Source organism: Halomonas sp. AOP5-B2-8, assembly GCF_052376475.1.
Lineage (GTDB): Bacteria > Pseudomonadota > Gammaproteobacteria > Pseudomonadales > Halomonadaceae > Vreelandella > Vreelandella casei.
This window is the reverse complement of sequence record NZ_JBQSVS010000004.1, coordinates 277,356-300,866: the sequence shown is the minus strand read 5'-3', so window position 1 is coordinate 300,866 and position 23,511 is coordinate 277,356. Positions and strand designations below refer to the sequence as shown.

23 protein-coding genes are annotated in these 23,511 nt (G+C 54.3%); 11 read left to right on the top strand and 12 right to left on the bottom strand.

Annotated elements, in window-relative coordinates; translation table 11 throughout:
* The first annotated feature begins 159 nt into the window (after window positions 1-159).
* Window positions 160-1,425: a Zn-dependent hydrolase gene (locus tag ACT3RP_RS11510; protein WP_444671913.1), complete on the top strand. Its 1,266-nt coding sequence runs from the start codon at window positions 160-162 to the stop codon at window positions 1,423-1,425.
* Between the two features lie 49 nt (window positions 1,426-1,474).
* Here ACT3RP_RS11510 and ACT3RP_RS11505 read toward each other — a convergent pair whose 3' ends face one another.
* The gene (locus ACT3RP_RS11505) at window positions 1,475-1,777 is read right to left on the bottom strand and encodes a heme-degrading protein HmuQ (protein WP_235040563.1); all 303 of its coding nucleotides are present in this window, start codon (window positions 1,775-1,777) and stop codon (window positions 1,475-1,477) included.
* Between the two features lie 123 nt (window positions 1,778-1,900).
* On the opposite strand from ACT3RP_RS11505, the gene ACT3RP_RS11500 reads away from it, so the two are divergent.
* Window positions 1,901-3,478 carry a cryptochrome/deoxyribodipyrimidine photo-lyase family protein gene (locus ACT3RP_RS11500; protein ID WP_444671912.1) on the top strand — a complete coding sequence of 526 codons (1,578 nt, stop codon included), beginning with the start codon at window positions 1,901-1,903 and terminating at the stop codon, window positions 3,476-3,478.
* Window positions 3,479-3,656: 178 nt separating this feature from the next.
* On the opposite strand, the gene ACT3RP_RS11495 is transcribed toward ACT3RP_RS11500, so the two are convergent.
* The 6 genes from ACT3RP_RS11495 to ACT3RP_RS11470 all read right to left on the bottom strand — a co-directional run bounded on the left by ACT3RP_RS11495 (window position 3,657) and on the right by ACT3RP_RS11470 (window position 10,181).
* Complete coding sequence (locus ACT3RP_RS11495) at window positions 3,657-4,592, bottom strand: hypothetical protein (protein WP_444671911.1); 936 nt, start codon at window positions 4,590-4,592, stop codon at window positions 3,657-3,659.
* Window positions 4,585-5,154, bottom strand: a complete 570-nt coding sequence (locus ACT3RP_RS11490; protein WP_444671910.1) for a DUF6932 family protein — start codon at window positions 5,152-5,154, stop codon at window positions 4,585-4,587. The genes ACT3RP_RS11495 and ACT3RP_RS11490 overlap by 8 nt, the downstream gene beginning before the upstream one ends.
* A gap of 91 nt (window positions 5,155-5,245) precedes the next feature.
* Entirely contained in the window at window positions 5,246-5,680 is a 435-nt protein-coding gene (locus ACT3RP_RS11485) for a hypothetical protein (protein ID WP_444671909.1), read from the bottom strand.
* A gap of 322 nt (window positions 5,681-6,002) precedes the next feature.
* A complete protein-coding gene (gabT, locus tag ACT3RP_RS11480) occupies window positions 6,003-7,274 on the bottom strand; it encodes a 4-aminobutyrate--2-oxoglutarate transaminase (protein ID WP_444671908.1) in 1,272 nt (423 codons plus the stop codon).
* Between the two features lie 10 nt (window positions 7,275-7,284).
* A complete protein-coding gene (locus tag ACT3RP_RS11475; RefSeq protein WP_444671907.1) occupies window positions 7,285-8,736 on the bottom strand; it encodes an NAD-dependent succinate-semialdehyde dehydrogenase in 1,452 nt (483 codons plus the stop codon).
* 29 nt (window positions 8,737-8,765) lie between these two features.
* Window positions 8,766-10,181, bottom strand: coding sequence for an APC family permease (locus tag ACT3RP_RS11470; RefSeq protein ID WP_444671906.1), 1,416 nt, complete (start codon window positions 10,179-10,181; stop codon window positions 8,766-8,768).
* 275 nt (window positions 10,182-10,456) lie between these two features.
* Here ACT3RP_RS11470 and ACT3RP_RS11465 point away from each other — a divergent pair, with 275 nt between their 5' ends.
* From ACT3RP_RS11465 to ACT3RP_RS11450, 4 genes are all read left to right on the top strand, one after another.
* Window positions 10,457-11,875: an aminotransferase-like domain-containing protein gene (locus tag ACT3RP_RS11465; RefSeq protein WP_483393815.1), complete on the top strand. Its 1,419-nt coding sequence runs from the start codon at window positions 10,457-10,459 to the stop codon at window positions 11,873-11,875.
* Window positions 11,876-11,954: 79 nt separating this feature from the next.
* Window positions 11,955-12,635 (top strand): transglycosylase SLT domain-containing protein, encoded by a 681-nt coding sequence (locus ACT3RP_RS11460; RefSeq protein WP_444671904.1) that lies wholly within the window; start codon window positions 11,955-11,957, stop codon window positions 12,633-12,635.
* Between the two features lie 11 nt (window positions 12,636-12,646).
* Entirely contained in the window at window positions 12,647-13,387 is a 741-nt protein-coding gene (locus ACT3RP_RS11455) for a TSUP family transporter (RefSeq protein ID WP_444671903.1), read from the top strand.
* Between the two features lie 69 nt (window positions 13,388-13,456).
* On the top strand, window positions 13,457-14,638 hold the full coding sequence (locus ACT3RP_RS11450; protein ID WP_444671902.1) for a M24 family metallopeptidase: 1,182 nt from the start codon (window positions 13,457-13,459) through the stop codon (window positions 14,636-14,638).
* Window positions 14,639-14,673: 35 nt separating this feature from the next.
* Here the strand turns inward: ACT3RP_RS11450 and ACT3RP_RS11445 are convergent, their stop codons facing one another.
* Window positions 14,674-14,886: a winged helix-turn-helix transcriptional regulator gene (locus ACT3RP_RS11445; RefSeq protein ID WP_444671901.1), complete on the bottom strand. Its 213-nt coding sequence runs from the start codon at window positions 14,884-14,886 to the stop codon at window positions 14,674-14,676.
* Between the two features lie 140 nt (window positions 14,887-15,026).
* Complete coding sequence (locus ACT3RP_RS11440; protein WP_444671900.1) at window positions 15,027-15,503, bottom strand: NYN domain-containing protein; 477 nt, start codon at window positions 15,501-15,503, stop codon at window positions 15,027-15,029.
* A 292-nt stretch (window positions 15,504-15,795) separates the two neighbouring features.
* On the opposite strand from ACT3RP_RS11440, the gene ACT3RP_RS11435 reads away from it, so the two are divergent.
* From ACT3RP_RS11435 to ACT3RP_RS11420, 4 genes are all read left to right on the top strand, one after another.
* On the top strand, window positions 15,796-16,167 hold the full coding sequence (locus ACT3RP_RS11435) for a hypothetical protein (protein ID WP_441685925.1): 372 nt from the start codon (window positions 15,796-15,798) through the stop codon (window positions 16,165-16,167).
* A gap of 155 nt (window positions 16,168-16,322) precedes the next feature.
* Window positions 16,323-17,720 carry a YfcC family protein gene (locus tag ACT3RP_RS11430; protein ID WP_483393814.1) on the top strand — a complete coding sequence of 466 codons (1,398 nt, stop codon included), beginning with the start codon at window positions 16,323-16,325 and terminating at the stop codon, window positions 17,718-17,720.
* 100 nt (window positions 17,721-17,820) lie between these two features.
* Window positions 17,821-18,939 carry an alkene reductase gene (locus tag ACT3RP_RS11425; RefSeq protein ID WP_483393813.1) on the top strand — a complete coding sequence of 373 codons (1,119 nt, stop codon included), beginning with the start codon at window positions 17,821-17,823 and terminating at the stop codon, window positions 18,937-18,939.
* 129 nt (window positions 18,940-19,068) lie between these two features.
* Window positions 19,069-19,536 (top strand): TspO/MBR family protein, encoded by a 468-nt coding sequence (locus ACT3RP_RS11420; RefSeq protein WP_444624938.1) that lies wholly within the window; start codon window positions 19,069-19,071, stop codon window positions 19,534-19,536.
* 94 nt (window positions 19,537-19,630) lie between these two features.
* On the opposite strand, the gene ACT3RP_RS11415 is transcribed toward ACT3RP_RS11420, so the two are convergent.
* Window positions 19,631-21,220, bottom strand: coding sequence for an ABC-F family ATPase (locus ACT3RP_RS11415; RefSeq protein WP_444671897.1), 1,590 nt, complete (start codon window positions 21,218-21,220; stop codon window positions 19,631-19,633).
* Between the two features lie 85 nt (window positions 21,221-21,305).
* Window positions 21,306-22,169: a sirohydrochlorin chelatase gene (locus tag ACT3RP_RS11410; protein ID WP_444671896.1), complete on the bottom strand. Its 864-nt coding sequence runs from the start codon at window positions 22,167-22,169 to the stop codon at window positions 21,306-21,308.
* A gap of 152 nt (window positions 22,170-22,321) precedes the next feature.
* Between ACT3RP_RS11410 and ACT3RP_RS11405 the strand changes: the two genes are divergently transcribed.
* On the top strand, window positions 22,322-22,918 hold the full coding sequence (locus tag ACT3RP_RS11405) for a gamma-glutamylcyclotransferase (protein WP_444671895.1): 597 nt from the start codon (window positions 22,322-22,324) through the stop codon (window positions 22,916-22,918).
* Window positions 22,919-22,920: 2 nt separating this feature from the next.
* Here ACT3RP_RS11405 and ACT3RP_RS11400 read toward each other — a convergent pair whose 3' ends face one another.
* The gene (locus ACT3RP_RS11400; protein WP_441685937.1) at window positions 22,921-23,448 is read right to left on the bottom strand and encodes an HPP family protein; all 528 of its coding nucleotides are present in this window, start codon (window positions 23,446-23,448) and stop codon (window positions 22,921-22,923) included.
* Window positions 23,449-23,511 lie beyond the last annotated feature (63 nt).

Sequence of the window (23,511 nt, the reverse complement as noted above, 5' to 3'; positions counted from 1 at the left end):
AGGATGCGCCACTGAACATGTTTATAAAATTACGCTTTCCTGTTGTTCACGTTAGGGAATCTATACGTAACATGGCTTTTTTATCTCTACTCTAATAATGAGCCAAACAATAAACCGGGGAGTCGCCAGCTTTATCCGTGCTCAATAAAAGGAAGTCATATGAATTCGCTTGCTGAACCGAAAACTGCTATAGCCGATCTGCGCACCGACAGTAACCGTCTCTGGGAAGCGCTGATGGAAATGGCCAAGCTAGGTGCCACACCTAAAGGCGGCGTGAACCGTCAAGCGCTTACCGATCTTGAACGCCAAGGGCGCGATCTATTTATCCAGTGGTGCAGAGCTGAAGGCTGTACTATTCGTATTGATAATATCGGCAATATCTTCGCACGCCGAGAAGGCAGCGACCCCAGCGCCAAAACCGTTATGGCGGGAAGCCATTTAGATAGCCAGCCTACCGGAGGCAAATACGACGGCTGTTTTGGGGTACTGTCAGGCCTTGAAGTAATCCGCACGCTCAACGAACACAAAATAGTGACGCAATCGGCCATCGAAATTGTCGCCTGGACGAACGAAGAAGGCTGCCGCTTCCCCCCCTGCATGATGGGTTCTGGCATTTTTACCGGCGTGCTTGAATTTGACACCATGATGGCGCGCATCGACGCTGATGGCGTGACGGTTAGCGATGCTTTGGACGCCATTCACTATCGTGGCAGCGACGAGGTGTCACCAAGCGAGATCAAAGCCTACTTTGAACCGCACATTGAGCAAGGGCCAATTCTCGAAGATACCGACACCACCATTGGCGTGGTTATCGGCGGACTTGGTCAGAAGTGGTTTGATTTAACCCTCACCGGGCTTGAGGCCCACGCAGGCCCAACCCCCATGCACCTTCGTCGGGATGCCATGATGGGCGCAGCGGAAGTTACTCAAGCGCTCAACCGTATCGCCAATGAACACCAACCCCACGGTCGTGGCACGGTAGGCTGTATGACGCTGCACCCAGGTTCACGCAACGTGATTCCAGGACAGGTAAAAATGACGTTGGATATGCGCCACTGGGAGCCCGAGGCTCTAATCGAAATGGCCCAATCATTGGCTGCTGCCGTTGAAGAAATTTGCCAACGTCACGGGCTGTCGTACGAGCTAACACCTACCGCGGATTTTGCACCTGAGCACTTCAATAAAGTGTGCGTTGACACCGTGCGTCATGCAGCTGAAAAGCTTAAGTTCTCGCATATGGATATCATCAGCGGCGCAGGGCACGACGCAATGTTTGTCGGCCGAGTTGCTCCCGCTGCAATGATCTTTATTCCCTGCAAGGATGGCATTAGCCACAACGAGATTGAGAGTGCAACGCCGGAACATGTTCACGAGGGCTGTAACGTGCTGCTGCAGGCAATGCTAGAGGCGGCAGGCACTGCTTAAGCAGCATCAAGCTACCGCATGAAAAGCACCTCATGCGGTAGCACGCGACCTACAACACCACTTCATAACCTTCAAACTTCGGCGGGCCGAGGTAAATCCCTTCAGGCGCTTTAGCACCCGCGTGGGCCTTGCGAAATGCGTCTGACTGGGTCCACGCGCGGAAAGCCTCTTCGGACTCCCAAGCGGTATGAGAAATGAACACGGTATGGTCTTCCTGGCTTTCGCCGCGCAGCATGTTGAACTGCTGAAAGCCTGGCACTTCATCCAGGTGAGAGTCACGGTTGCGCCATACCTCTAGAAAATCTTCTTCACGGCCTGGGGCAATACGAAAACGGTTCATCGCGATATACATGATGGCTCTCCTGTTGGACGGGACCTGCTCGATTGGTGACGCAAACAATAGCTTGATGGTAACGTCACAGGCAAATGGCGAATAGGCTTAGCGGCGGATAGCCCTCAACGGTCAGGCTCCAGTATGAGTAAGGCACGTATTCAGGTCGTTTGGTTCAAACGCGATTTACGTCTTCATGATCACGCGCCGCTTTCTAACGCCGCCGCGGCTGGCCCCGTGCTGCCCGTATTTGCTATTGAACCGGGGCAGTGGCAAGCGCCAGACAGCGCCCTGCGCCACTGGCAGTTTGCCGCTGATTCGCTTATCGATCTTTCAAACGCACTCGAAACACTGAGTCTGCCGCTGTGTATTTGGCAAGGCGATATGGTCGATTTACTGAACGCCCTGAAAACCCATTACAGCGAGTTTGTGCTTCATTCACATGAAGAGACCGGCAACGCCTGGAGCTTTGCCCGCGATCTCAGCGTCAAGGCATGGTGTCAGCAGCACGGCACACCCTGGCATGAAGCACGCCAGCACGGCGTAGTGCGTGGCTTAAAATCCAGAGTTGCTGACCGCAACGCATGGGAAAATCAGTGGGAAACGTTAATGACGGCGCCCACCGCCACTGCCCCGCAAAGCGCCCAGGCGGCTGAGAGCTGGCAAGCCTTTCACCATATTGACGTCAAACAGCTTCACGACCTGACGCTAGGGTTTGACACCACGCCCTGCCCCGAGCGACAGCCAGGCGGTCGTAGCGAAGGCCGAGCAGTCTGGCGCAGCTTTATAAGCCAGCGCGGGCGGCGTTATCGCGGCTCACTTTCTAAACCGCTGCTGGCCTGGGAATTTGGCTCACGGCTTTCGCCGCACTTGGCCTGGGGTACGCTCTCCATGCGCGAAGTGGTGCAGTCACTGCGACGCCAGCGCAAAAAGCATGCTGAAGATGCCGCTTGGTCACGCTCACTGCGCGCCTTCGCTTCCCGGCTCCACTGGCACTGCCATTTTATTCAAAAGCTCGAAAGCGAACCAAGCATCGAATCGCAAAGCCTACACCCGGCGCTGCGCGGCCTGCGCGAGCGCGACCCAGAACACCCCAACCTGATCGCCTGGAAGCGCGGGCAAACCGGGATGCCGTTGGTAGATGCCTGTATGCGCAGCCTAATCGCCACCGGCTGGATCAACTTTCGCATGCGCGCCATGCTGATCTCCCACGCCACCTTTGGCCTTGGGCTGCATTGGGTTGAGCCAGCATTGCATCTGGCGCGGCTGTTTACCGACTTCGAGCCCGGCATTCACTACCCCCAAGTGCAGATGCAGGCAGGCGCTACGGGCATCAACGCGCTGCGGGTATACAACCCTATTAAGCAGGCGGAGGATAACGACCCCAGCGGCGAGTTTGTCGCCCGCTGGGTGCCGGAATTAACGCCACTCCCGTTAGAGTGGCGCGCCAAACCCTGGGCACTGCCGGAAAGCCTGCAAAAGCGGTTCGGCTTTCAACCTGGCGTAAACTACCCAATCCCCAACGACTTTGAGGCCGAAGCACGCCACTGGAAGAAGACGCTCTACGAGCTGCGTCGCACCTCAGACGCCAGAGAAGCCAGCCAAGCGATTGTGGATAAGCTCGCCAGTCAGCGTCGACCGCCCGTTCGGCACGCTAAAAAAGCAAAACCCGCTAATCGGCAGCAGCTTTCGTTGTTTGATGAGGGAGGATTGGGGGAATAGGTAGACGTTACGCTTAGCTATAGCGTGACCGCATGTGGGAAACTGCACGTCATTACACATGCACCATTAGATGGAGCCTGTCGTTCGGCATGCTACTGATATTATTGGTGGACTGCTTCAGTAATGCCGCCGATCGTTATCTATCCTGCGTCTCGTTTGAGGAACGGCCGACACGTGCTTACTCACCAAAGCGAAGGAATTCTATCAAACGAACTACTTCTCTTGGTGGCCTGTTTAATGGTGCCACTGTTTTTATTGAGACTTTTATCAAGCACTTATTACCGATCACATTGTCTGTAGCCTTCGTGAACTGCTCTACTGCTTCTTTACTAGCGGCGCCGTAATAAAGCATTCCAGCCTTATCAGCCAACTCAAACTTACGGTGCTCTGGCAAAAAACCAACTAAAGTGCCTTCAATTTCATTTGTGCTTTCTTCAATACTTGTAGCTTCTGTTCTTATTTTTGCTCGATGTATAGATGGGGCATCAAGTGTAAAATCCAATTCTTTTTCGACGACTCTGAGAGTTGCTTTGTTTGAATCTAGATTGTTGAACAAGTCTCTAAGCGCTATTAATGTTCTTGGCTCCAATTCTTCTAGGATTGACTCAAAAACAGCATCATCTTGAGCGGCAGAGTCTCTAAGAAGAACAGCAGCCCTATCGATGACGTGTGATAGTTGTGACGACTCTAATTGTACCTGATCATTCATCTCATCAAGTACAAATCCAAATGAGCCTCTTGCTAAACCTGTGACCATTAATTCAGAGTTAGCCTTGAAGGGTACGAGTCCTCTTTCGCCTAAATCTCCGACTTCATTATTAGCAAATATCTTGGCGATAAGATTTTGAAACTGTTCCAATGCAGTACCGGCAAATTCAGCTGCAATTCCCTTTGATCCAAGCACAGGTTGCCCACCAAAGAATAGGGCAACACTGGCACTATTATCAGACAACACTTCTTCTTTAAGTGAATTTAGCTTTTTAGATAATTCTGCAACTCGATGCTCGATTTGCATTTCTCCTACGATATCGCCAGATTGGCGGGCGCTGACAAGCAACTCATTAAGAGTGGTAATTTCAGAAGATAGGCTGTCAATATTGAGCTTCTTAGGCATTGTCTGACTCCCTATCTAGCATTTCCAACGCCTCATCGTCGCTGCACTCAATGGCAATCTCTACCATCCCCTTCCAAAGATAAGATTCTCGTTGATGTGAAAACAGACCAAACCAGTATCGAGTATTGCTCACCACATGTATGGGGTGCGTGTTCAAATCAACAAAATACGCATCACAATAGTATTTCTGCTTTGCTTCACCAGGAAGGAACAGGTCCGGGTTCCCATAGACTACACTCTTCCAGTCCTCCAGATCATTGGTAGGCCTTAAGGCAAAAGTAACTATATCTACATCTGCAGGAGGGCGACCACGATTTTGCTCTACATTTTCCACAAAGCTGCCATCAAGCCACTGAAAACCTTTACAAATACCTATTTCCCTAAGCTTCCTACGATAATCTAGCAGTCCTCTAAGTATAGCTCTCCTCTCGGGAGTATGAGCATACCGACTTACAAACTCAGTTATCTTTGTCTTATAGGGTGCCATGCCAGCAGGGTCGGTCGGCCCTTGCTCAGGTATAAACGGAGGTAATACTCCTGATTGATTTAATTCTGGTATCACTCTTCATTCTTCCTATGATCTTTCCGCTAACTCCAATACATAACGTTAGCCATTAGCGCGTGTGTCTTCGCACGTCGCGTGCACGGCATTGTTAGCGAGCGACGTCTGGAGCAAAGACACGAGTGTCCGTCCTGAGTTCTGGCTTGAGTTTGCAGATGATGATGAAGTACTGCACTTCACTGTCTACGGCGTATTTCGGATCGTATGAACCGACCTGCACAGCAACTAGGTCACCCTCAACGATTGGCGATGACTTCAAGTCCACATCAGACGCCAGTTGATCCGCAATCGACCCGCAATGATCCGTCTGAAGGACACCGTGCTCCGTCGCCAGCCGCACCCGCCACTTTGGCTGCTGTTTCAGGAGCCCTCCGAATTGCGGAGAAACCTTTGCCAGAACTTGGCCGAAAATCGTAGCGTCCTTCAAAAGTGGGCGCAGCATGTACTTCGAAGCATACTCGAACGCAGCATCGTTGGACTTAAATAAGAGCGCCTCAGGGCGCTTCGGCTTCAACCATCCAAACATGCTTCTCTCCCGCTAAAAGATATTAGACAGCGAGTCCTATTATTAGATAAAAGCGCCAGCATGCTAGTCAAAAAAAGCAGCCTACAAATCACTGATGCTTTGGACTATAAATTTTAATTATCTCTCATATCATAATTCGTGCTTCTGTTGCATTTCCCTGCACCTCCGCCTTGGGCGGCTAATTTACCAAATCCAGCTTAGCACAGGGTTCTTTGGTCGGCTGACTATCTCAGCTTTGAGCTTTCAACGCATAAAAAACCCCGCCCTCGCCAACAGCTTTCGCTGTTTGACGGTGGCGGGCTAGATAATCCTTAGAAAGGTATTAGCTAAGCGCTTCCAGCGATGCCTCAATAATGCTCAAGCCCTCTTCCAACACCCCGGACGACACCGTTAGCGGCACCAGAATGCGGATGCTGTTGCCGTAGAAGCCGCAGGAAAGCAGGATCAAACCTTTCTCGCGGGCTTTGGCGCATAGCGCGCCGGTCATCTGAGCATCTGGCTTGCCGTCGCTGTCGAGCAGTTCAAACGCTGCCATGGCGCCGAGCTGGCGGCCGTGGGCTACCGCTGGGAAGCGTTCTTCCCAGACGGCAAAGCGCTCGGCCAGCATTTTGCCCATCTGCTCGCTGCGGGCCAGGATGTTTTCCTCTTCGATCACCTCGATCACCGCCAGTGCTGCCGCGCAGGAGAGCGGGTTGCCGCTGTAGGTGCCGCCCAGGGAGTTGGGGCCCGAGGCGTCCATTACCTTGGCGCTACCTACGACGGCAGAGAGCGGCATGCCGTTGGCTAGGCTCTTGGCGGTGGTGAGAATATCCGCCTCAATACCGCTATGTTCGAGCGCAAACAGCTTGCCGGTGCGCGCAAAGCCGGACTGTACTTCGTCGGCGATTAGCAGAATGCCGTGCTCGTCACACAGCGCGCGCAGCGCTTTCAGGTAGCCCGGTGAGGCGATGTAGAAACCGCCTTCGCCCTGTACCGGCTCAATCACGATGGCCGCCGTGCGGTGCGGGGCGATATCGGTTTTGAACAGCGTGCGAATGGCTTCAAGTGAGGCTTCTTCGCTTATGCCGTGCAAAGGGTTAGGGAACGGTGCGCGGAACACATCGCCCGGCATCGGGCCGAAATCGTTCTTATAGGGCAGCACCTTGCCGGTCATCGCCAGGGTCATCATGGTGCGACCGTGGAAGGCGCCATCAAAGGTGATGATGCCGGTGCGGCCAGTGGCGGCACGGGCAATTTTCACGGCGTTTTCCAGCGCTTCGGCACCGGTATTGACTAGCATCGCCTTGCGCTCAGGGCCGCGCACCGGGCTCAGTTCGCAGAGCTTTTGGCACAGTTGCACGTAAGGGGCGTAGGAGATCACCGCCGCGCTGGTGTGCATCACTTTCTTAAGCTGCGCTTCTACCGCCGCGACGATTTTCGGGTGGCGGTGGCCTAAATTAAGGACACCGATGCCGCCAGCGAAATCGATCCAGCGATTTCCGTCGGCATCCCACAGTTCTGCGTTTTCAGCATACTCGGCAAACTGGGTCGTCGGCGTCGCGGCACCGTTGGCCACATAGCGGTTTTTCAGCTCGTTCAGTTCTTGGTTGGTCATCTTCATTCCTTTATAAGCCGCCGACGCAGACGTATTTCAATTCAGTAAACTCATCTAATCCATGGTGTGAGCCTTCGCGGCCCAGCCCTGATTCTTTCACGCCGCCAAACGGCGCAAGCTCTGTGGAGATCAATCCTTCATTCACACCCACCATGCCGTACTCCAGCTGCTCCATGGTGTGCCAGATACGGCGGTAGTCGGTGGCATAGAAGTAGGCGGCTAGGCCGAACGGCGTATCATTGGCCATCTGGATAGCGTCTTCGTCGCGCGTAAAGCGGAACACTGGCGCCACGGGGCCAAACGTTTCTTCATCGGCCACGGCCATTTGCGTGGTGACATCCGCCAGTACTGTGGGCGTAAAGAAGCGTTCCCCCGCTGCGTGAGGCTTACCACCGCAAAGTACGCGCGCGCCGTGGCTAACGGCGTCATCAATATGACGCTGCACTTTGTCTACGGCTGCTTGGTTAATCAGCGGGCCGATAATGCTGCCGTCGGCCAAGCCATCGCCCACCTTCAGGGCATTAACACGTTCGGTGAGTTTGCTGACGAAGGCGTCGTAAACACCGTCCTGAACCAAAAAGCGGTTGGTACATACGCAGGTTTGCCCAGCGTTGCGGAATTTTGAGGCAATGGCACCGTCAACGGCGGCGTCAATATCGGCGTCGTCAAAGACGATAAACGGGGCGTTGCCGCCAAGCTCCATAGCGGTTTTCTTTACGGTGCTGGCACACTGGGCCAGCAGGCGCTTGCCCACCGGCGTGGAGCCGGTGAACGAGACCTTGCGCACCCGCGGGTCGGTCGTCAGCACTTCGCCTATCGCTACCGGTTTAGAAGCAGTGATGACGTTGATAATGCCCGCGGGCAAGCCCGCTTCTAGCGCCAGATAAGCCGCGGCCAGCGCCGTGAGCGGTGTGGCTTCCGCAGGCTTAATCACTACGGTGCAGCCTGCAGCAAGGGCAGGCGCGCACTTGCGGGTGATCATCGCCAGCGGGAAATTCCATGGGGTGATCGCCGCCACCACGCCGACCGGCTCGCGCAGCACTAACAGGCGCTTATCGGCACCGTGGCTGGGCAGGGTTTCGCCCGCCATGCGCTTGGCTTCTTCAGCAAAGAACTCAATAAACGAGGCGCCATAAATCACTTCGCCTTTGGCTTCTGCCAGCGGCTTGCCCTGCTCTAAGGTCATCAGCCGGGCAAGATCATCCGCATGTTCAATGATCAGTTCAAACCAGCGGCGCAGTAGTGCCGAGCGCTGCTTGACCGGCGTGGCGCGCCAGCCAGCGCCTGCGCTGTAGGCGGCTTCCACCGCGTCGCGGGTATCATCCGCGCCCATGTCAGCCACGCGGGCAATGGTTTCGCCGGTGGCGGGATTATCGACGGCAAAGGTTTGCTGGCCGATGCGCCACTCACTGCCAATCAGGCTAGGAACGGCATCGTGCAACCACTGTTTTATAAAACTCATAGCGTGCTCCTTAAAATATCAGGCATAACTTACATCGTTGCCTTCATGTGCTGGTCGCTGAAGTCGCGGCCATAGGTGCGCAGTGCATGGATATAGAGCGCCAGGCCTAATACAGCCCAGCCGGCAAAAATGCTCCACTCGGCACCGCTTAGCGCCGCCGGACTGCCCGGCAGGTAAAGACACGCCATGCCAAAGGCAAGAATGACGGCGAAGATGCCGCATAGTTTGCCGTTACTCACCTTGAAGGGGCGCGGCATATCCGGTTCGCGTACGCGCAGCACCACAAACGAAATGGCGACAAACAAATAAGCGATCACGATGCCAAAACCACCGGCGTTAACGATCCACACCAGCGCAGGGCGGCCAAAAAACGGCGCGATGCAGGAGAGAAACCCCATCATGAAGATAGCGTTGGTAGGCGTTCTGTAGCGTGGGTGAAGCTTAGCAAACGGCGCCGGCAGCATGCCCGCTTTAGCTAGCGCATAAATGGCACGCGAGCCGCCAATGTAGAAGGCGTTCCAGCTGGTGATAATGCCTGCAATGCCCGCCACCACCATGAGATTACTTGCCCAGGCGGCGTTGAACAGTGAGCCCATGGCGTCCGGCACGCTGAGTGTGCTGGCGCCTAGTTCGTCGCTATTGAGCGCCAAACTCGTGGCCAAAATAATCAGCGCGTACCACACCACGGCCAAAATGACTGACAGCATCAGCACGTTGCCAATGGCTTTATAGGGCAGATTAATCTCTTCCGCCGCTTGAGGAATAACGTCAAAGCCCACAAACAGAAACGGCACCATGACCAGCACGGCGACGATGCCTGCGAAGACGCCGGTGTCGGCCTGAGTAAAGAGCGGCAGCATATTGATCGTTTCGCCTTCAAACAGCGAGCCGGTCACAAACATCACCCCCACCAGAAGAATCAGCCCAGTGACGACCTTCTGTAGCAACGCCGCGGTCGTGACGCCGAAGTAGTTAATCACCATCATCGCAAGCGAGCCGCCCACGCCTACGGCCACCCACGTCGCTTTAACTTCCCATCCAGCAATCGTCCAAAGATGACCGACCGCGTAGTTAGGCGCTAAGTGCTCGATCACCGTAGGTAGTGCGACGGCTTCAAACGCCACTACGCTCAAGTAGCCTAAAATAATCGCCCAGGTACATAAAAACGAAGGCAGATGACCCAGCGCACGGTAGCTATAAACATGCTCACCGCCGACTTTGGGCATGGCAGAAGCAAGCTCTGCATAGGTAAGGCCAACTAATACAATGGCTAAGCCACCGATAATAAACGCTATAATGGCGCCTAAGCTGCCTGCCGATTGAATCGCGGTGCCCGTGAGTACAATCCAACCCCAACCGATCATGGCACCGAAGGCCAGCGCTAATACATCGCCACGGGCGAGTACTCGGACTAATCCGTCCTGCTCTGATGAAGGTGTGGTCATTGTCAGTGTCCTGTGAATTATTAGAGTGGGTTATTGGAATAGGTTATTAGATGTTGTGGTGGGCGCTCGGAGGCGCAGTATCCTGATCCTATTTTCAAGGGACTTGCCTAACAGAATAGCAACACGCTAGCAGGCGGCGAGGAAAAGACGAACGCACCACTTTTGTGTTCGACTAGACCACTTCTTTTGCGCGCCAAAAGAGTGCGTAATATAGCTAATACTTTCGTCTAAACACCCGGCGATAGCGGGCTAAGCGGGGAAAAAGAGGCGTTGACATGGAACGAAGGCAGGTCGTGCACCAGCTTGAACAACTTTATGCACTCCAACCCGAGCGGTTAAGCAAGCAAGTGCGTATTGAGCAGGCGTTACGCCAAGCCATTACTCAGCAATGGCCTTCTGGGCTGCGGCTGCCCTCCCATCGCCAGCTAGCGGAGGCTCTCGGCGTTTCCCGTCAAACGCTGGCGCTGGCGGTGCGCACGCTGCTGGAAGAAGCTTTGCTTAAAACGGCCCATGGGCAAGGCACCTGGACCTGCAGGCCCGTTACGGCGAGCGTGCCGCCCGCTGGCAATACACCGCTTTCTGTACGTGCCAGGCGAGTGCTGGATGGCCCCGGCGCCAGCATGATTCAAAGCGGCGCGTTTGTACCCGGCATACCCGACATTGCGCAGTTCCCGATGCGCAAGTGGCGACAGCTCTACGCCAGTGTAACGGTGCCGCAAAATGCCCTGCTGCTTTCCTACTCCACCGGTGGCTATGGCCCGCTAAAACGTGCGATACGCGATTTTCTAGCCCGCTGGCGCAATCTTAGCTGCGACATAGAGCAGATCATTATTACCGACGGCACCCATAACGGCATCGAGCTCTGCGCCATGGCGTTGGCCGATGTGGGCGACACTGTCGCCATGGAATCGCCCTGCTATTGGGGCGCGCGCAATGTGTTTACCGCGACAGGTTTAGAGATTCAGATGTTGGCGTGGCAGCCCGGCCAGGGGCACGCGCTGCCAGCGTCGCCTGGCCCTGTAAAGCTTGCCTATCTCACCGGTTCACACCACTACCCGCTCAGCGTGCCCACCAGCGCGGTCGACAAACAACGCTTATGCGATGCCTTAACGCCGGCTTATATTATCGAAGATGATTACGAGTTTAATCGTGACGATCACGCTAACCTGCTCTTTGACCCGCAGTCTGAACGCCACTTGCTGGTCGGCTCATTTTCCAAGATGATGTTTCCAGGCCTTCGCCTAGGCTATTTAGTCGTACCGCGGCATTTAGCCGGGCCTATGAATCGCCTGCGTAGCGAGCTGTTTCGTGAAGGCCGCATGCTGGACCAGGCCGTACTAGCACAGTTTATATTTGATGGTGACTTAGATGCCTGGTGTCGGCGCATTCAGCGCGACTACTTAGGGCGCCAGCAGGTGCTGCATGATCAGCTCCTCTCACTGCCGCAGGTGCGCAGCGTTTCGCCACCCACCAGCACTATCAGCTTATGCCTTGAGTTTGAGCCGCATATTAATGATGTGCTGATTGCCCAAACGCTGCTAAAAGAGCACTTGATTGTGCGCCCCTTAAGCCCGGTATGCGCGAAAGGCGACCTGCGTTCGGGGCTGGTCATGGGAGTAGGCATGCTGTCAGGAGAAACCCTGGTACGTGAAGCACAGCGGCTGCGCCGTTGTTTAGAGGCGCTGCTGCGCTAAGAACTGGCGTGTGCCTGTTAATGACAACAACCCGATTGGTAAGTACGACTTTATCAGCACTTATCCACAAGGACTTTTCATGCGCTGCCCTGTTGATGGTTTCATTGCTCATCCCTCCCCTGTCATTGCTAGGCTACGTTCAGGGGCGATGCTAGTTTTTTTGCTGCTGCTCTCTGGTTGCGCCACCTTCGCGCCCAGCCCGCCTGAGGATCAAAGCAATATCTGCGAAATATTCCGCGAACAGCCTAGCTGGTACGACTACGCGCAGGAATCAGAACAGCGCTGGGGAACGCCTATCGCGACCCAGATGTCGTTTATCCAGCAGGAATCGTCCTTTCGCAGCCATATTCGGCCTGACCGCAAATACTACCTAGGCTTTATCCCCGGCCCGCGCCCCTCTTCCGCCAGAGGCTATGCCCAGGCCCAAGACCCGGTTTGGGAAGAGTATCAAGACCAAGCGGGCGGTTTGTTTGCCCGGCGTACGCATATGAAACACGCCACCGATTTTATTGGTTGGTATAACCGTCGTTCGCAGCAGCAGGCCGGCATCTCGCTCAATAATCCTGAACACCTCTATTACGCCTATCACGAAGGCGCTGGCGGCTATCAGCGCGGCAGCTATCGCGGCAAGCCACAAGTACTCCGCGCAGGCAGCCAAGTCGCGGCACGCGCTAATCGCTATCAGGCCCAGCTCAACGCCTGTGAAGCGGAATTCCAATGCCGCAAGTTTTATCAAGTCTGGCCGTTCTGCCGTAGCTAAGGAGCCTAACGATGACATTAGCTATTGGCGCGGCCTTCATTTGTGTCGTTTTTTTCACCTCAATGCTTTCTGGCATCTTCGGGATGGCAGGCGGCTTGGTGCTGCTGTGGTTTCTGCTGCTGGTCTTTCCCGCAGGCACTGCGATGGCCGTGCACGGCGTCATACAGCTCACCGCTAATGCTTCACGCGCGTGGCTGTCGCGGCACTTTATCGTCTGGCGCATCGTTGCCTTGATGACACTGGGCGTACTGAGTGCCGCAGGCTTACTGCTGCTGTTCAGCTACAGCCCGAATGCCGCCACCGTCTCGCTGCTCATTGGCTTAATGCCTATTTTGGTATGGATGCCCAAGCGCTGGTTCCATTTGGACGCCAACCGTGCCAGCCACGCGGTGTGCTGTGGTATCGCCTCCGGCGGGCTGACGATTGCGGCAGGGGTTTCAGGGCCGCTGATTGATATTTTCTTTGTACGGTCTCACATGGATCGGCGACACGTCGTGGCCACTAAAGCGATGATTCAAGTCGTCGCCCACAGTATCAAAATCCTCTTTTACCTAGGCTCTGCCCTGGCGCTGAGCGCCGGTGAGTGGAGTATTATTCTGCTCGCCGCGCCGTTCGCTATTTTCGGCACTCACACGGGCAACCGCATTTTACATCGCCTGACCGATGCTAACTTCCGCACTTGGACACGCTGGATCGTGACCGGCATTGGGGTTTTCTACTTCCTTCAGGGGGTATTCCTACTCACCCGCTAGCGTTGAGGCCCTCAAAAGCACGCATGGGATAGCGACCTATACTGACCTTATCTAATGATGGAGGTCGCTATGGATTACTACCAGTACCGCGAAGCGCTGTCCGAGACGCTGGCGCAAAGTGAGCTACCCTTTTCAGCGTCGGAATATCAAACGCGGCTAGAAAAGGTGCGCTTGGCCATGGCACACCGCCAACTGGGTGCATTGCTGCTCACCGACCCTGCCGACATTAACTACCTGACCGGCTATCACACCTTTGAGGTCTCGGTGTATGCGTGCTTAGTCTGCACGCAGGAACGTCTCGTACTACAGGTCGCCTCGATTGAAACAGGCGCGGCGGTGGTGACTGCGCGGGTGGATGAGATCATCGGCTACCGCTGGGAAAACCTGGACGAAATCACCTCGCCCTTGGCGGACCTGCTCGCACCGCATCAGAACATTGGGATTGATAGCTGGAGCGCGGGGCTGCGCTTTGGCGTTTTTGATGCCCTTACGCAAACGATTGGTCGTGACAGGTTTAGCGAAGCAGGCGAGCTACTTGATGACATCCGCCTGGTGAAAAGCTCAGTTGAACTTGAAGCGCTGCAAGAAAGCGCGCGGATAACGGCCTTAGGGTTGGAAGCCGCGGTACAAAGCATTCGCCCCGGCATGACCGATAACGATATCGCAGCGGTGGGTGCCAAGGCATTGCTGGAAAACGGCAGTGAATTTATGAGCCTGCAGCCGATTGTCACCAGCGGGCATCGTATGGGCGTCATTCACGTCAATCATAAAAGGCATGTTATTCAGCCGAACGAGCCCGTCTTTTTAGAGTTTGGGGCGGCCTTTCAACGCTACACAGCGCCTATGATGCGCACCGCCGTCACCGGCACTCCAAGCCCTGCTCTAGCGGCGACTAGAGATCTATGCCATTCACTGTTCGAGTCGCTGTGTGCCACCATGCGCCCCGGCAATACCTTCGATCAGGCGGCGCAGGCGGCCGATGCACTGCTCGCTCCTCAGCGTGACAAATTCTTCTTCTCCGGCGTGTTTGGCTATTCCGTAGGAGCACAGTTCCCGCCTAGCTGGGTGGAAGGCACAGGCTATATCGCCAAAGGCCAGATGCGTGCTTTTGAAGCCAATATGGTGTTCCACCTGCCGCTCTGCTTGCGGGTACCCGGCCAGTGGGGCGTCGGGTTAAGCGACACCGTGGTGGTCACCGAACAGGGCGCCAAACCGCTGACCAATAACGACTGGCAGCTGTTCAGCCAATAATCTCGGTATGACTGCAAATACTTTCATGCTGGGCATCAGGCCTGCCTTTGAGCGGCCTGATGGCGAAGACGCGCAGCCACAATGGTGCGGTGATGCGTATCGGCCCACGCCACCAGCTGTTGCATTGGCTCAAGAAAGGAATGGCCCAGCGGGGTGAGAGTATATTCCACTCGTGGAGGGACTTCAGCGTAGAGCGTCCGCGTGATAAAGCCATCCTGCTCCACTCTCTTGAGGGTTCGCGAGGGCATTTTTTATATGTGGCGTGGCTGCTTTATTGCTCTTTCGGCTTGCAAGCTTGATGACAAAAGAAGCGCTGAACACATAGATAAATAGATAGATGAACAGTCAGTTAATAGGATTTAGGGCTGGCCACCTGCGCTAACTGACGTTAGCGCAGCAGCAGATCCCCTTCTATAGGGATAAACTCGCTCGCCTCGTTCATCAGCGAGGCGGCGGTCAGCTGGGACACGCCATACACTTCCACTTTCTTGCCATGCACCGTGCGGATTTTATGGGCGAGCAAATCAAAATCGCCGTCGCCTGAGACCAGAACGATGACATCGGCCTTTTCCGCGTACTCAATCGCATCGAGGGTAATACCGACGTCCCAGTCACCTTTGGCAGAGCCGTCTGCACGCTGAATAAACGGCTTGAGCTTCACCTCAAAACCAATCGCTTTGAGTATGTTTTGGAACTCGCGCTGTTTTTTGTCGCCTTTATTGATGGCATAGCAAAATGCAGCTACAACCTCTCTGTTAGCGGTAGCCTGTGCCCAGAATTTGTTGTAATCGAAGTTTTTTCGATACGCGTCACGCGTGGTGTAGTAGACGTTCTGTGTATCAACAAATATCGCAACTTTATGCATAAGGTAGCGCTTTCCTGGTAAGTAAGTCAGCAATCACTTAGCGCCCCAAGCGTATGCCATGTTCGCGGTACAACTCTGTAATGCAAATACTCGGCTCGGATTATTAAAGGGGAATGTGCCCTTTGTCGATCAGTCAGACACGAGGCCACTCAAGCGAATATACACAACTTTTGACAATAACTCGGCTTAGCGCTATCGTCATCACAAATGCAAATGAGAAACACTTTCTTTTTAAAACTGGTTTTCCGGCCAGCAACACCATCGAAAGCCATAAGCGCGAGGGATCAGTGAGATGACGAGCGAGCAGCGGCAACTTCGCCAAACAGTCATGTTTTTGCGCACCTCTTTTGAAGCAGTTCAGCACTCTATTGCTGGCCGCCTAGAAGACCCGCTGCCCTGCTGGATGGATACCAGCATGCTTTCCATGCTGGCGCGGGAGCTCTCACGTTGTGGCCATCAGTCGCAACCACTATTTTCTACGTCGATAACGGAACAGCTTTATCTAGCGTCACAACAGTGCGAACTGTTACTCAAGCAGTGCCCTGGCGTACTGAGCAGCGCTGTCTGCTATCGCCAGTTAGCCGCTATCAGGCTGTCGCTGTCGAATGCGTTACAGCACATTGATACGCCCACCAAACGCCGGTGGCTCTGGCAACGCCATTAACCAGCGCCGTCTATTGTTGGCATCCCATGCGTTTTTAACTGGCATCAACACCTTGGCAGTATACGTTTCCGTCCCCCCTTGATTTATCATGCGTCACGCTAAGTAAGACGCCAGAGAGCGCTCACGCCACGACTCATCTCATTAAGGGTATTTCCATGGTTGAAAAAAATGCTGCGGCAGCGGCTTCTCGCTCGCCTAAAAAATGGTATCAGGCGGTTCCTGATCCCATGGTGCTTATCTTTCTTATCCTCGTGGCGACGTATTTACTGACGTTTATTATTCCCGCCGGCGAATTTGAGCGCGTCACGCAAAACGGCCGAACGATGGTGGTCCCCGGCTCATTTACCTATTTGGAAAATGTAGCCAACATCCCGCTGTTTAATATTTTTGTGGCCATTCCTGAAGGGCTTGTCGCTGCCTCACGCTACCTATTTATCGTATTCATCGCGGGCGGGCTCTTTCACATTCTGCAAAAAACCGGTGCATTAGAGAATGCCATTGGCGTAGCGGTTAACCGCGTAGGCGTTGAGCGACGTAACATCATCATCGTAGTCGGCACCTTTATTTACGGTTTTTTTGGCGTCGCCGTTGGCTTTGAAAACAACATTGCGTTAGTGCCTATTGCCATACTGATTGCCAGCGCGATTGGCTGCTCAAGCCTGGTGGGTGTCGCAATGGCCGTTGGTGGCATTGGCATTGGCTTTGCGCTGTCGCCGATTAACCCATATACCGTGGGCGTTGCCCAAGGTATCGCCGAGCTACCGACGTTCTCAGGCGCGTGGCTGCGTACGTTGCTGGTAGTTTCATCGCTGGGCCTGCTCTCGCTGTATATCTGCAAGCGCGTCGTCAACATGGAGTTTGACGAGCCTGATAATGCCGAGTCGCTTAGCAAACCGCTCAGCGAATATAGCCTGACCAAACGCGACATTTTGACGATGGTCGTGTTTGTGGGTGGCTTGGTCGCCATGCTGGTAGGAGTCTTCACCCGCGGCTGGTACATCAATGAAATTGCCGGTGTTTTCCTGATTTTGGCGATCCTCATTGGGGCGATCAACGGCCTGTCTGCAAATGGCATCGTTAAACAACTGATGGAAGGTGCGGCCAGCGTCACTGCCGGAGCGCTGGTGATTGGGGTGGCGGCGTCTATTCAGGTGATTCTTGAGCAAGCGTTAATTATCGACACCATTGTTAATGCGCTGAGTACGCTGATCGACGGCATTCCACCCGTATTTGCTGCCATTATGGCCAGCGTAGTGCAGGGCGTTATCAACCTGTTTATTCCTTCTGGTTCCGGCCAGGCGCTAGTCACCATGCCGATTCTTATTCCTGTCGCTGATCTCGTTGGCATGAGCCGCCAGTTGATGATCACTGCATTTCAGATTGGTGACGGCTTAACCAACCTTATTATTCCTACGTCAGGCGGTACGCTGGCCATGCTGGCACTCGGGCGCGTGTCATACGCTCAGTGGCTAAAAGCGATTCTGCCCTTTATGGTGATGGTATACGGTCTGGCGTGGGTTGCGCTGATCATCGGCCACTTGGTGGGTTATTAAGCACAGACAGTGTCAAAAAAGATTCGATTGGCGCTAACTAGTAAACTGGTCTATTCTGCGCCTTACTTGTTTATCATAGCGTTCCAAAGGAGCTTATTTGATGGCTTTCGAAACACTCTTTACGCCTATTCAGCTGGGCAGCCTGTCTCTTCCTAACCGCATTATCATGGCGCCGCTGACGCGTTCACGTACCCCGGACAGCGTACCCGGTAAGATGCAGGAAGCTTACTACGGCCAACGCGCGGGCGCAGGGTTGATCATCAGCGAAGCCACCAATATCTCTCCCACCGCCCGTGGCTATGTTTATACGCCAGGCATATGGACCGATGCTCAGGAAGCCGGTTGGAAAGATGTCGTCAGTGCGGTGCACGCTAAAGGCGGCCGTATTGCGCTTCAGCTATGGCACGTTGGTCGTGTTTCACACGAAATGGTTCAACCGGACGGCCAGCAGCCCGTTGCGCCCAGCGCACTGAAAGGCGAAGGCGCCCAGTGCTTCGTCGAATTTGAAGACGGCACTGCGGGCCAGCACCCCACCAGCACACCGCGTGCGCTGGAAACCGATGAGATCTCGGGCATTGTCGACGACTACCGCCAAGCGGCTGAGCGCGCTAAGCGTGCTGGTTTCGATATGGTCGAAGTCCATGCAGCCAACGCCTACTTGCTGAATCAGTTCCTGGCGACCGGCTCTAACAAGCGTACCGACCAATACGGCGGCTCGCTGGAAAACCGTGCCCGTTTCCCGCTAGAAGTCGTCGACGCAGTGGTTGAGGTGTTTGGCGGTGATCGGGTGGGTATCCGCATGACGCCGTTTATCGAGCTCTTTGGCCTGACCGACGACGAGCCAGAAGCCATGGCGTTTTACATGGCCGAGCAGCTTTCCAAGCGCGGTCTTGCCTATCTGCACCTGAACGAACCCAACTGGGCCGGTGGCGATATCACCTTCCCTGACGGTTTCCGTGAGCAGATGCGCGAACGCTTTAGCGGCAGATTGATTTACTGCGGCAACTACGATGCCGAACGCGCCGAAGCTCGCATTGGTGAAAATACGACCGACGCCATTGCCTTTGGCCGCCCGTATATTGCCAACCCTGATCTGCCGGAACGCTTCCGCGTTAACGCACCGCTCACCCAGCCGAACCATGAAACGCTCTATGGCGGTGACGAGAAGGGTTACACCGACTACCCGTTTATGGATAACGGCTATGATCGTCGCAGCTAAGGTATGCGCTTAGCGCACGGCTAAAAGGCTATGCGAGAAAAGCACCGCTCACGCGGTGCTTTTTTTATGCCTACTCCTTTTCAAACGCTGGTAGGCTATTACTCTCTGCGCTAAAGGAGCAGCGTTAAAATGCTTGAATCACTGATTGTGTTACTGATTTCGATAGCGCTGGTAGGGTTGACGGCGAGTACAGGCGCACGCTTTCGACCTGACAGCTGGTATCGCGAACTGAATAAGCCTTCCTGGACACCGCCTGATATCGCGTTCCCGATCGCCTGGGGAATACTGTATCTATTGATGGCGATAGCCGCATGGCGACTGTATATGGCCGATGGGTCATCTTGGCGGACAGCGGGTTTAATCGTTTACGCACTACAGTTACTGGTTAATGCTGCGTGGTCTTGGCTGTTCTTTGGCCGTAAGCAGATTGTTGCCGCACTTGCCGATATCGTGGGGCTACTGAGTCTGATAACGGTCGCTATTGCGGTGTTTTCACAGGTAAGTACCCTAGCTGCATGGCTAATGGTGCCCTACTGGCTGTGGGTAGCCTTGGCGCTGGCACTCAATGCAACTATTTGGCGGCTGAATCAACGTTAATTGAATGAGCAAATATCACGAGATATTCCAGGGCGAGCGTCTCGATGCTGATCGAGTGCCCGCCACTGACGCTACTTAATCAGCGTGTTATCCCTTAAACAACGCCTTGACTGCGCAGGTAGTCGTCATAGCTGCCGCTGAAATCGACAATGCCTTCCGGCTGCATATCAATAATGCGCGTGGCCAGCGATGACACAAACTCACGATCGTGGCTCACAAACATAAGTGTGCCGGGGTAGTTTTCCAACGCCAGGTTTAGCGCTTCGATAGACTCCATATCCAGGTGATTGGTCGGCTCATCCATCAGCAATACGTTGGGCTGAGTAAGAATTAACTTACCAAACAGCATACGGCCCTGCTCACCACCGGAAATCACCTTCACCGACTTGCCGATATCGTCGCTGGAAAACAGCATCCGCCCTAGTGCGCCGCGAACTACCTGCTCGCCACCATTGGTCCAGCTAGACATCCACTCAAACAGCGTAGCGTCGACAGCGAAATCATCGCTATGATCCTGGGCAAAAACACCCACATCAGCGGCTTCCGTCCATTTCACTTCGCCACTATCTGGATGCAACTCGCCAGCCAGCGTTTTAAGCAGCGTGGTTTTGCCGATACCGTTGGGCCCGATAATAGCAATGCGCTCACCGGCTTCAACGGTCATGGATAAGCGCTTAAACAGCGGCGCGTTGCCATCGTAGGCTTTGGTAATCGCATCTACATTCACTGCGTTACGATGGATTTTTTTGGCCTGATCAAAACGGATAAACGGACTAACGCGGCTGGAAGGCTTAATGTCTTCGAGCTTGATTTTATCGATTTGACGCGCGCGCGATGTGGCCTGCTTGGCTTTCGAGGCGTTGGCAGAGAAACGGCTAACAAACTGCTGAAGCTCGGCAATCTGAGCCTTTTTCTTGGCGTTGTCCGAGTGTTGACGCTCACGAACGGCGGTAGCAGCGGTCATGTAATCATCGTAATTACCGGGGAACAGGGTAATCTCGCCGTAATCCAGATCCGCCATGTGCGTGCATACGCTATTCAGAAAATGGCGGTCGTGAGAAATGATGATCATGGTGCTGTTGCGCGCTTTAAGCATATCTTCCAGCCAGCGGATCGTGTTGATATCCAGGTGGTTGGTAGGCTCATCCAGCAGTAACACATCAGGATCAGAGAACAGCGCCTGGGCCAGCAACACGCGCAGTTTCCAGCCGGGTGAGACTTCACTCATCGGGCCAGTATGCTGTTCAATAGGAATACCCAAACCCAGCAGCAGTTCGCCAGCGCGCGGCTCGGCGGTATAGCCGTCCAACTCAGCAAAGCGTACTTCAAGATCAGCGACGGCCATGCCGTCTTCTTCGCTCATTTCTGGCAAGCTATAAATACGCTCACGTTCAGCGGCTATCGACCACAGCTCAACGTTGCCCATGATCACGGTGTCGATCACCCGCTCGTTCTCAAACGCGAACTGATCCTGGCGCAGTTTACCTAGCCGTGTGCTGCTATCCAGCATCACCTGGCCGGAAGAGGGCTCCAAATCACCACCTAAAATTTTCATAAAGGTGGATTTTCCGCAGCCGTTTGCGCCAATCAGGCCGTAACGGTTGCCGTTATTGAATTTAACGGAAACATTTTCAAACAGGGGCTTAGCCCCAAACTGCATGGTGATATTGGCGGTTGCGATCACAAAAGGAGCCCAGTTAGCGTGTCATTTACTATACGAAAGGCTCGCGATTCTACGCGCTCTTGGGCGCGTATTCATCCACCATCCGTTAGTGGTTTCCGGCAATTGCCGGAATATCGAGCAGAAAGCGTTCATCATCAATCGCTTGGCGCAATCGAGTGATCAAAATATCGACAATGCCAGGATGCTCCCCCACAAGCCGAGTAACGCTGATCTCTAAGTGTGAATGCCGCTGCTGGGCCGCTGCGTAAATCTCAGCAATGTCACCACCCTCACCTGCATGGCGTCCTGGTGAAAGGAACAGCATGGCTAAAATAACCGGGCCTACACTGAATTCAGGCGAGTCCAGCAAGCGTTCCAACAGCGGCTCGTTAAAGCGGTACTCCTCACCCTCACGGCGCTCCATAGAAGCAGCGGTAACGCTAGTAACATCCTCGCCCAGCAGCACGCTAAGCTGCCCCGCTAAGCGATTACGTACACCGGTGACCGCAGGGATCGGGCTGCCGTGATCGACCAAGGCCACGCGAGGCGCGGTGCCGGTCGGGTACTTTTCGCGCACGTTATCAGCCAGTAAATGAGCAAGGCGCAGATCGTTATCGCCTCGCTCATCGACCAGCGGCTGGGCCACACGTATCTTAACGTGCGGAAAGCGCGCCTGTAGTGTAGCCATGCGTTCAGGCAGGTAGCCGGTGAGAGCTTTACTCGGACCGAAAAAAAACGGCAAAACGATAATCTCCGTTGCCCCCTGCTCGGCGCTGCGCTCAGCGGCGGGGCCAAGCGTCGTCGCGGGGATACCCTCAACGTCTTCCACGGGAATCTTATTGGAGTGCAGCAGCGAAGCAGCCTGTACGTTTTCACCCATCCGTTGGCTAAGTAAAGATGCCACACGACGCAAATTGAGCGTTGCCTGCGGGCGTAACGAACCGTTATCCACCAAAAAGATTGCGCGCATGCCTGCCTCCTGCCGCCGTTAGATAAGCGATCACCAGTGACATGATAAGATGGGTTATTGCTTTATAACGCACTGGCTCGCGCTGTTGTTTACAAAACCATAAGTATTTATAAAGCCATAGGTATTTAAAAACCATAGAGTGCTTGATAACGATGTTAGATACCACAGCCCTTAATCAGCAAAGAAACTTCTTCGATGGCCATTCGAGCATATGGCTGTTCGGCTACGGGTCGTTAATCTGGAAGGCGGACTTTGACTATCTAGAGCGCCGTTCGGCGTATATTCACGGCTGGGAGCGGCGATTTTGGCAAGGCTCCCACGACCACCGCGGGACTCCTGAAGCACCAGGGCGTGTTGCCACGCTGATTCGTGCCCAAGGAGCAGTTTGCCACGGCATGGCCTATCGCATTACGCCTGACGTACTCGCGCCACTGGATAGACGGGAAAAAAACGGCTATTTGCGTGAAAAAGTACCGCTCACCTTTGTTGATGAGAACGGCGATGAGAATGGCGATGAGAGTGGCGAGGCAACTGAGCAAAGCGAAGGGCTTATTTATTTGGCCAGCGACGATAATCCGGCCTTTCTAGGTGAAGCACCGCTTACCGATATTGCCCAGCAAATTGCTCATGCACACGGGCCCAGCGGCGCTAATAAAGAGTACTTACTCAACCTTGCAACCGCCCTACGTGAACTGGGCGCCGAAGACGCCCATATCTTTGCATTAGAACACCAGTTGAAGCTTCTTTAACGTTACCAGTAGCTTGGGTAACGGCGATGTCGGGCAAGATTATTCACTAATATCGCGATGATCAGCATGAGTACGCTGCCAGCTCCGATCGGCAACAGCGGGTACCACCAGCCCAATTGATGAACGCTCGCACCGCCCGCCACAGCAATCAATGCCGCTGCCGCTCCTGGCGGGTGGACCGTGTGCGTTAACTGCATGCCAAGCACCGATAGCGATACGGCCAGCGACATGGAAAGCGGAGAAGTACCCAGCAGTTGATAGCACGCAACGCCAATTCCTGCCGACAGCATACTGCCAAATAGGACGTGGCTTGGCTGCGCAAAAGGGCTTTCAGGCGCTGCATAAATCAGCACTGACGTTGCCCCAAAGGAACCCACAATTAGCAGTTGCTGCGACAGCCACGCTGAACTGAGCAAACAAATGACGGCCATACCGGTAAAGGCGCCAAACCAAGACCAACATGCATCCTGCCAACCCACTCGGGCACGCTTTACCCGTTGCCCCCGCATCTTGCCAAGATAAGTTTTCATCGCCATCGCTTTGCACAAAATTAGTGCGACATAATGGCAAATTGCACCAAATAGGCAAATGAC

What these genes read in the sequence shown, in the direction of transcription:
- ACT3RP_RS11510 (WP_444671913.1), top strand. Translation starts at nt 160, where the DNA reads ATGAATTCGCTTGCTGAACCGAAAACTGCTATAGCCGATCTGCGCACC.
- ACT3RP_RS11505 (WP_235040563.1), bottom strand. Translation starts at nt 1,777, where the DNA reads ATGTATATCGCGATGAACCGTTTTCGTATTGCCCCAGGCCGTGAAGAA.
- ACT3RP_RS11500 (WP_444671912.1), top strand. Translation starts at nt 1,901, where the DNA reads ATGAGTAAGGCACGTATTCAGGTCGTTTGGTTCAAACGCGATTTACGT.
- ACT3RP_RS11495 (WP_444671911.1), bottom strand. Translation starts at nt 4,592, where the DNA reads ATGCCTAAGAAGCTCAATATTGACAGCCTATCTTCTGAAATTACCACT.
- ACT3RP_RS11485 (WP_444671909.1), bottom strand. Translation starts at nt 5,680, where the DNA reads ATGTTTGGATGGTTGAAGCCGAAGCGCCCTGAGGCGCTCTTATTTAAG.
- gabT (WP_444671908.1), bottom strand. Translation starts at nt 7,274, where the DNA reads ATGACCAACCAAGAACTGAACGAGCTGAAAAACCGCTATGTGGCCAAC.
- ACT3RP_RS11475 (WP_444671907.1), bottom strand. Translation starts at nt 8,736, where the DNA reads ATGAGTTTTATAAAACAGTGGTTGCACGATGCCGTTCCTAGCCTGATT.
- ACT3RP_RS11470 (WP_444671906.1), bottom strand. Translation starts at nt 10,181, where the DNA reads ATGACCACACCTTCATCAGAGCAGGACGGATTAGTCCGAGTACTCGCC.
- ACT3RP_RS11465 (WP_483393815.1), top strand. Translation starts at nt 10,457, where the DNA reads ATGGAACGAAGGCAGGTCGTGCACCAGCTTGAACAACTTTATGCACTC.
- ACT3RP_RS11460 (WP_444671904.1), top strand. Translation starts at nt 11,955, where the DNA reads ATGCGCTGCCCTGTTGATGGTTTCATTGCTCATCCCTCCCCTGTCATT.
- ACT3RP_RS11455 (WP_444671903.1), top strand. Translation starts at nt 12,647, where the DNA reads ATGACATTAGCTATTGGCGCGGCCTTCATTTGTGTCGTTTTTTTCACC.
- ACT3RP_RS11450 (WP_444671902.1), top strand. Translation starts at nt 13,457, where the DNA reads ATGGATTACTACCAGTACCGCGAAGCGCTGTCCGAGACGCTGGCGCAA.
- ACT3RP_RS11445 (WP_444671901.1), bottom strand. Translation starts at nt 14,886, where the DNA reads ATGCCCTCGCGAACCCTCAAGAGAGTGGAGCAGGATGGCTTTATCACG.
- ACT3RP_RS11440 (WP_444671900.1), bottom strand. Translation starts at nt 15,503, where the DNA reads ATGCATAAAGTTGCGATATTTGTTGATACACAGAACGTCTACTACACC.
- ACT3RP_RS11435 (WP_441685925.1), top strand. Translation starts at nt 15,796, where the DNA reads ATGACGAGCGAGCAGCGGCAACTTCGCCAAACAGTCATGTTTTTGCGC.
- ACT3RP_RS11430 (WP_483393814.1), top strand. Translation starts at nt 16,323, where the DNA reads ATGGTTGAAAAAAATGCTGCGGCAGCGGCTTCTCGCTCGCCTAAAAAA.
- ACT3RP_RS11425 (WP_483393813.1), top strand. Translation starts at nt 17,821, where the DNA reads ATGGCTTTCGAAACACTCTTTACGCCTATTCAGCTGGGCAGCCTGTCT.
- ACT3RP_RS11420 (WP_444624938.1), top strand. Translation starts at nt 19,069, where the DNA reads ATGCTTGAATCACTGATTGTGTTACTGATTTCGATAGCGCTGGTAGGG.
- ACT3RP_RS11410 (WP_444671896.1), bottom strand. Translation starts at nt 22,169, where the DNA reads ATGCGCGCAATCTTTTTGGTGGATAACGGTTCGTTACGCCCGCAGGCA.
- ACT3RP_RS11405 (WP_444671895.1), top strand. Translation starts at nt 22,322, where the DNA reads ATGTTAGATACCACAGCCCTTAATCAGCAAAGAAACTTCTTCGATGGC.
- ACT3RP_RS11400 (WP_441685937.1), bottom strand. Translation starts at nt 23,448, where the DNA reads ATGAAAACTTATCTTGGCAAGATGCGGGGGCAACGGGTAAAGCGTGCC.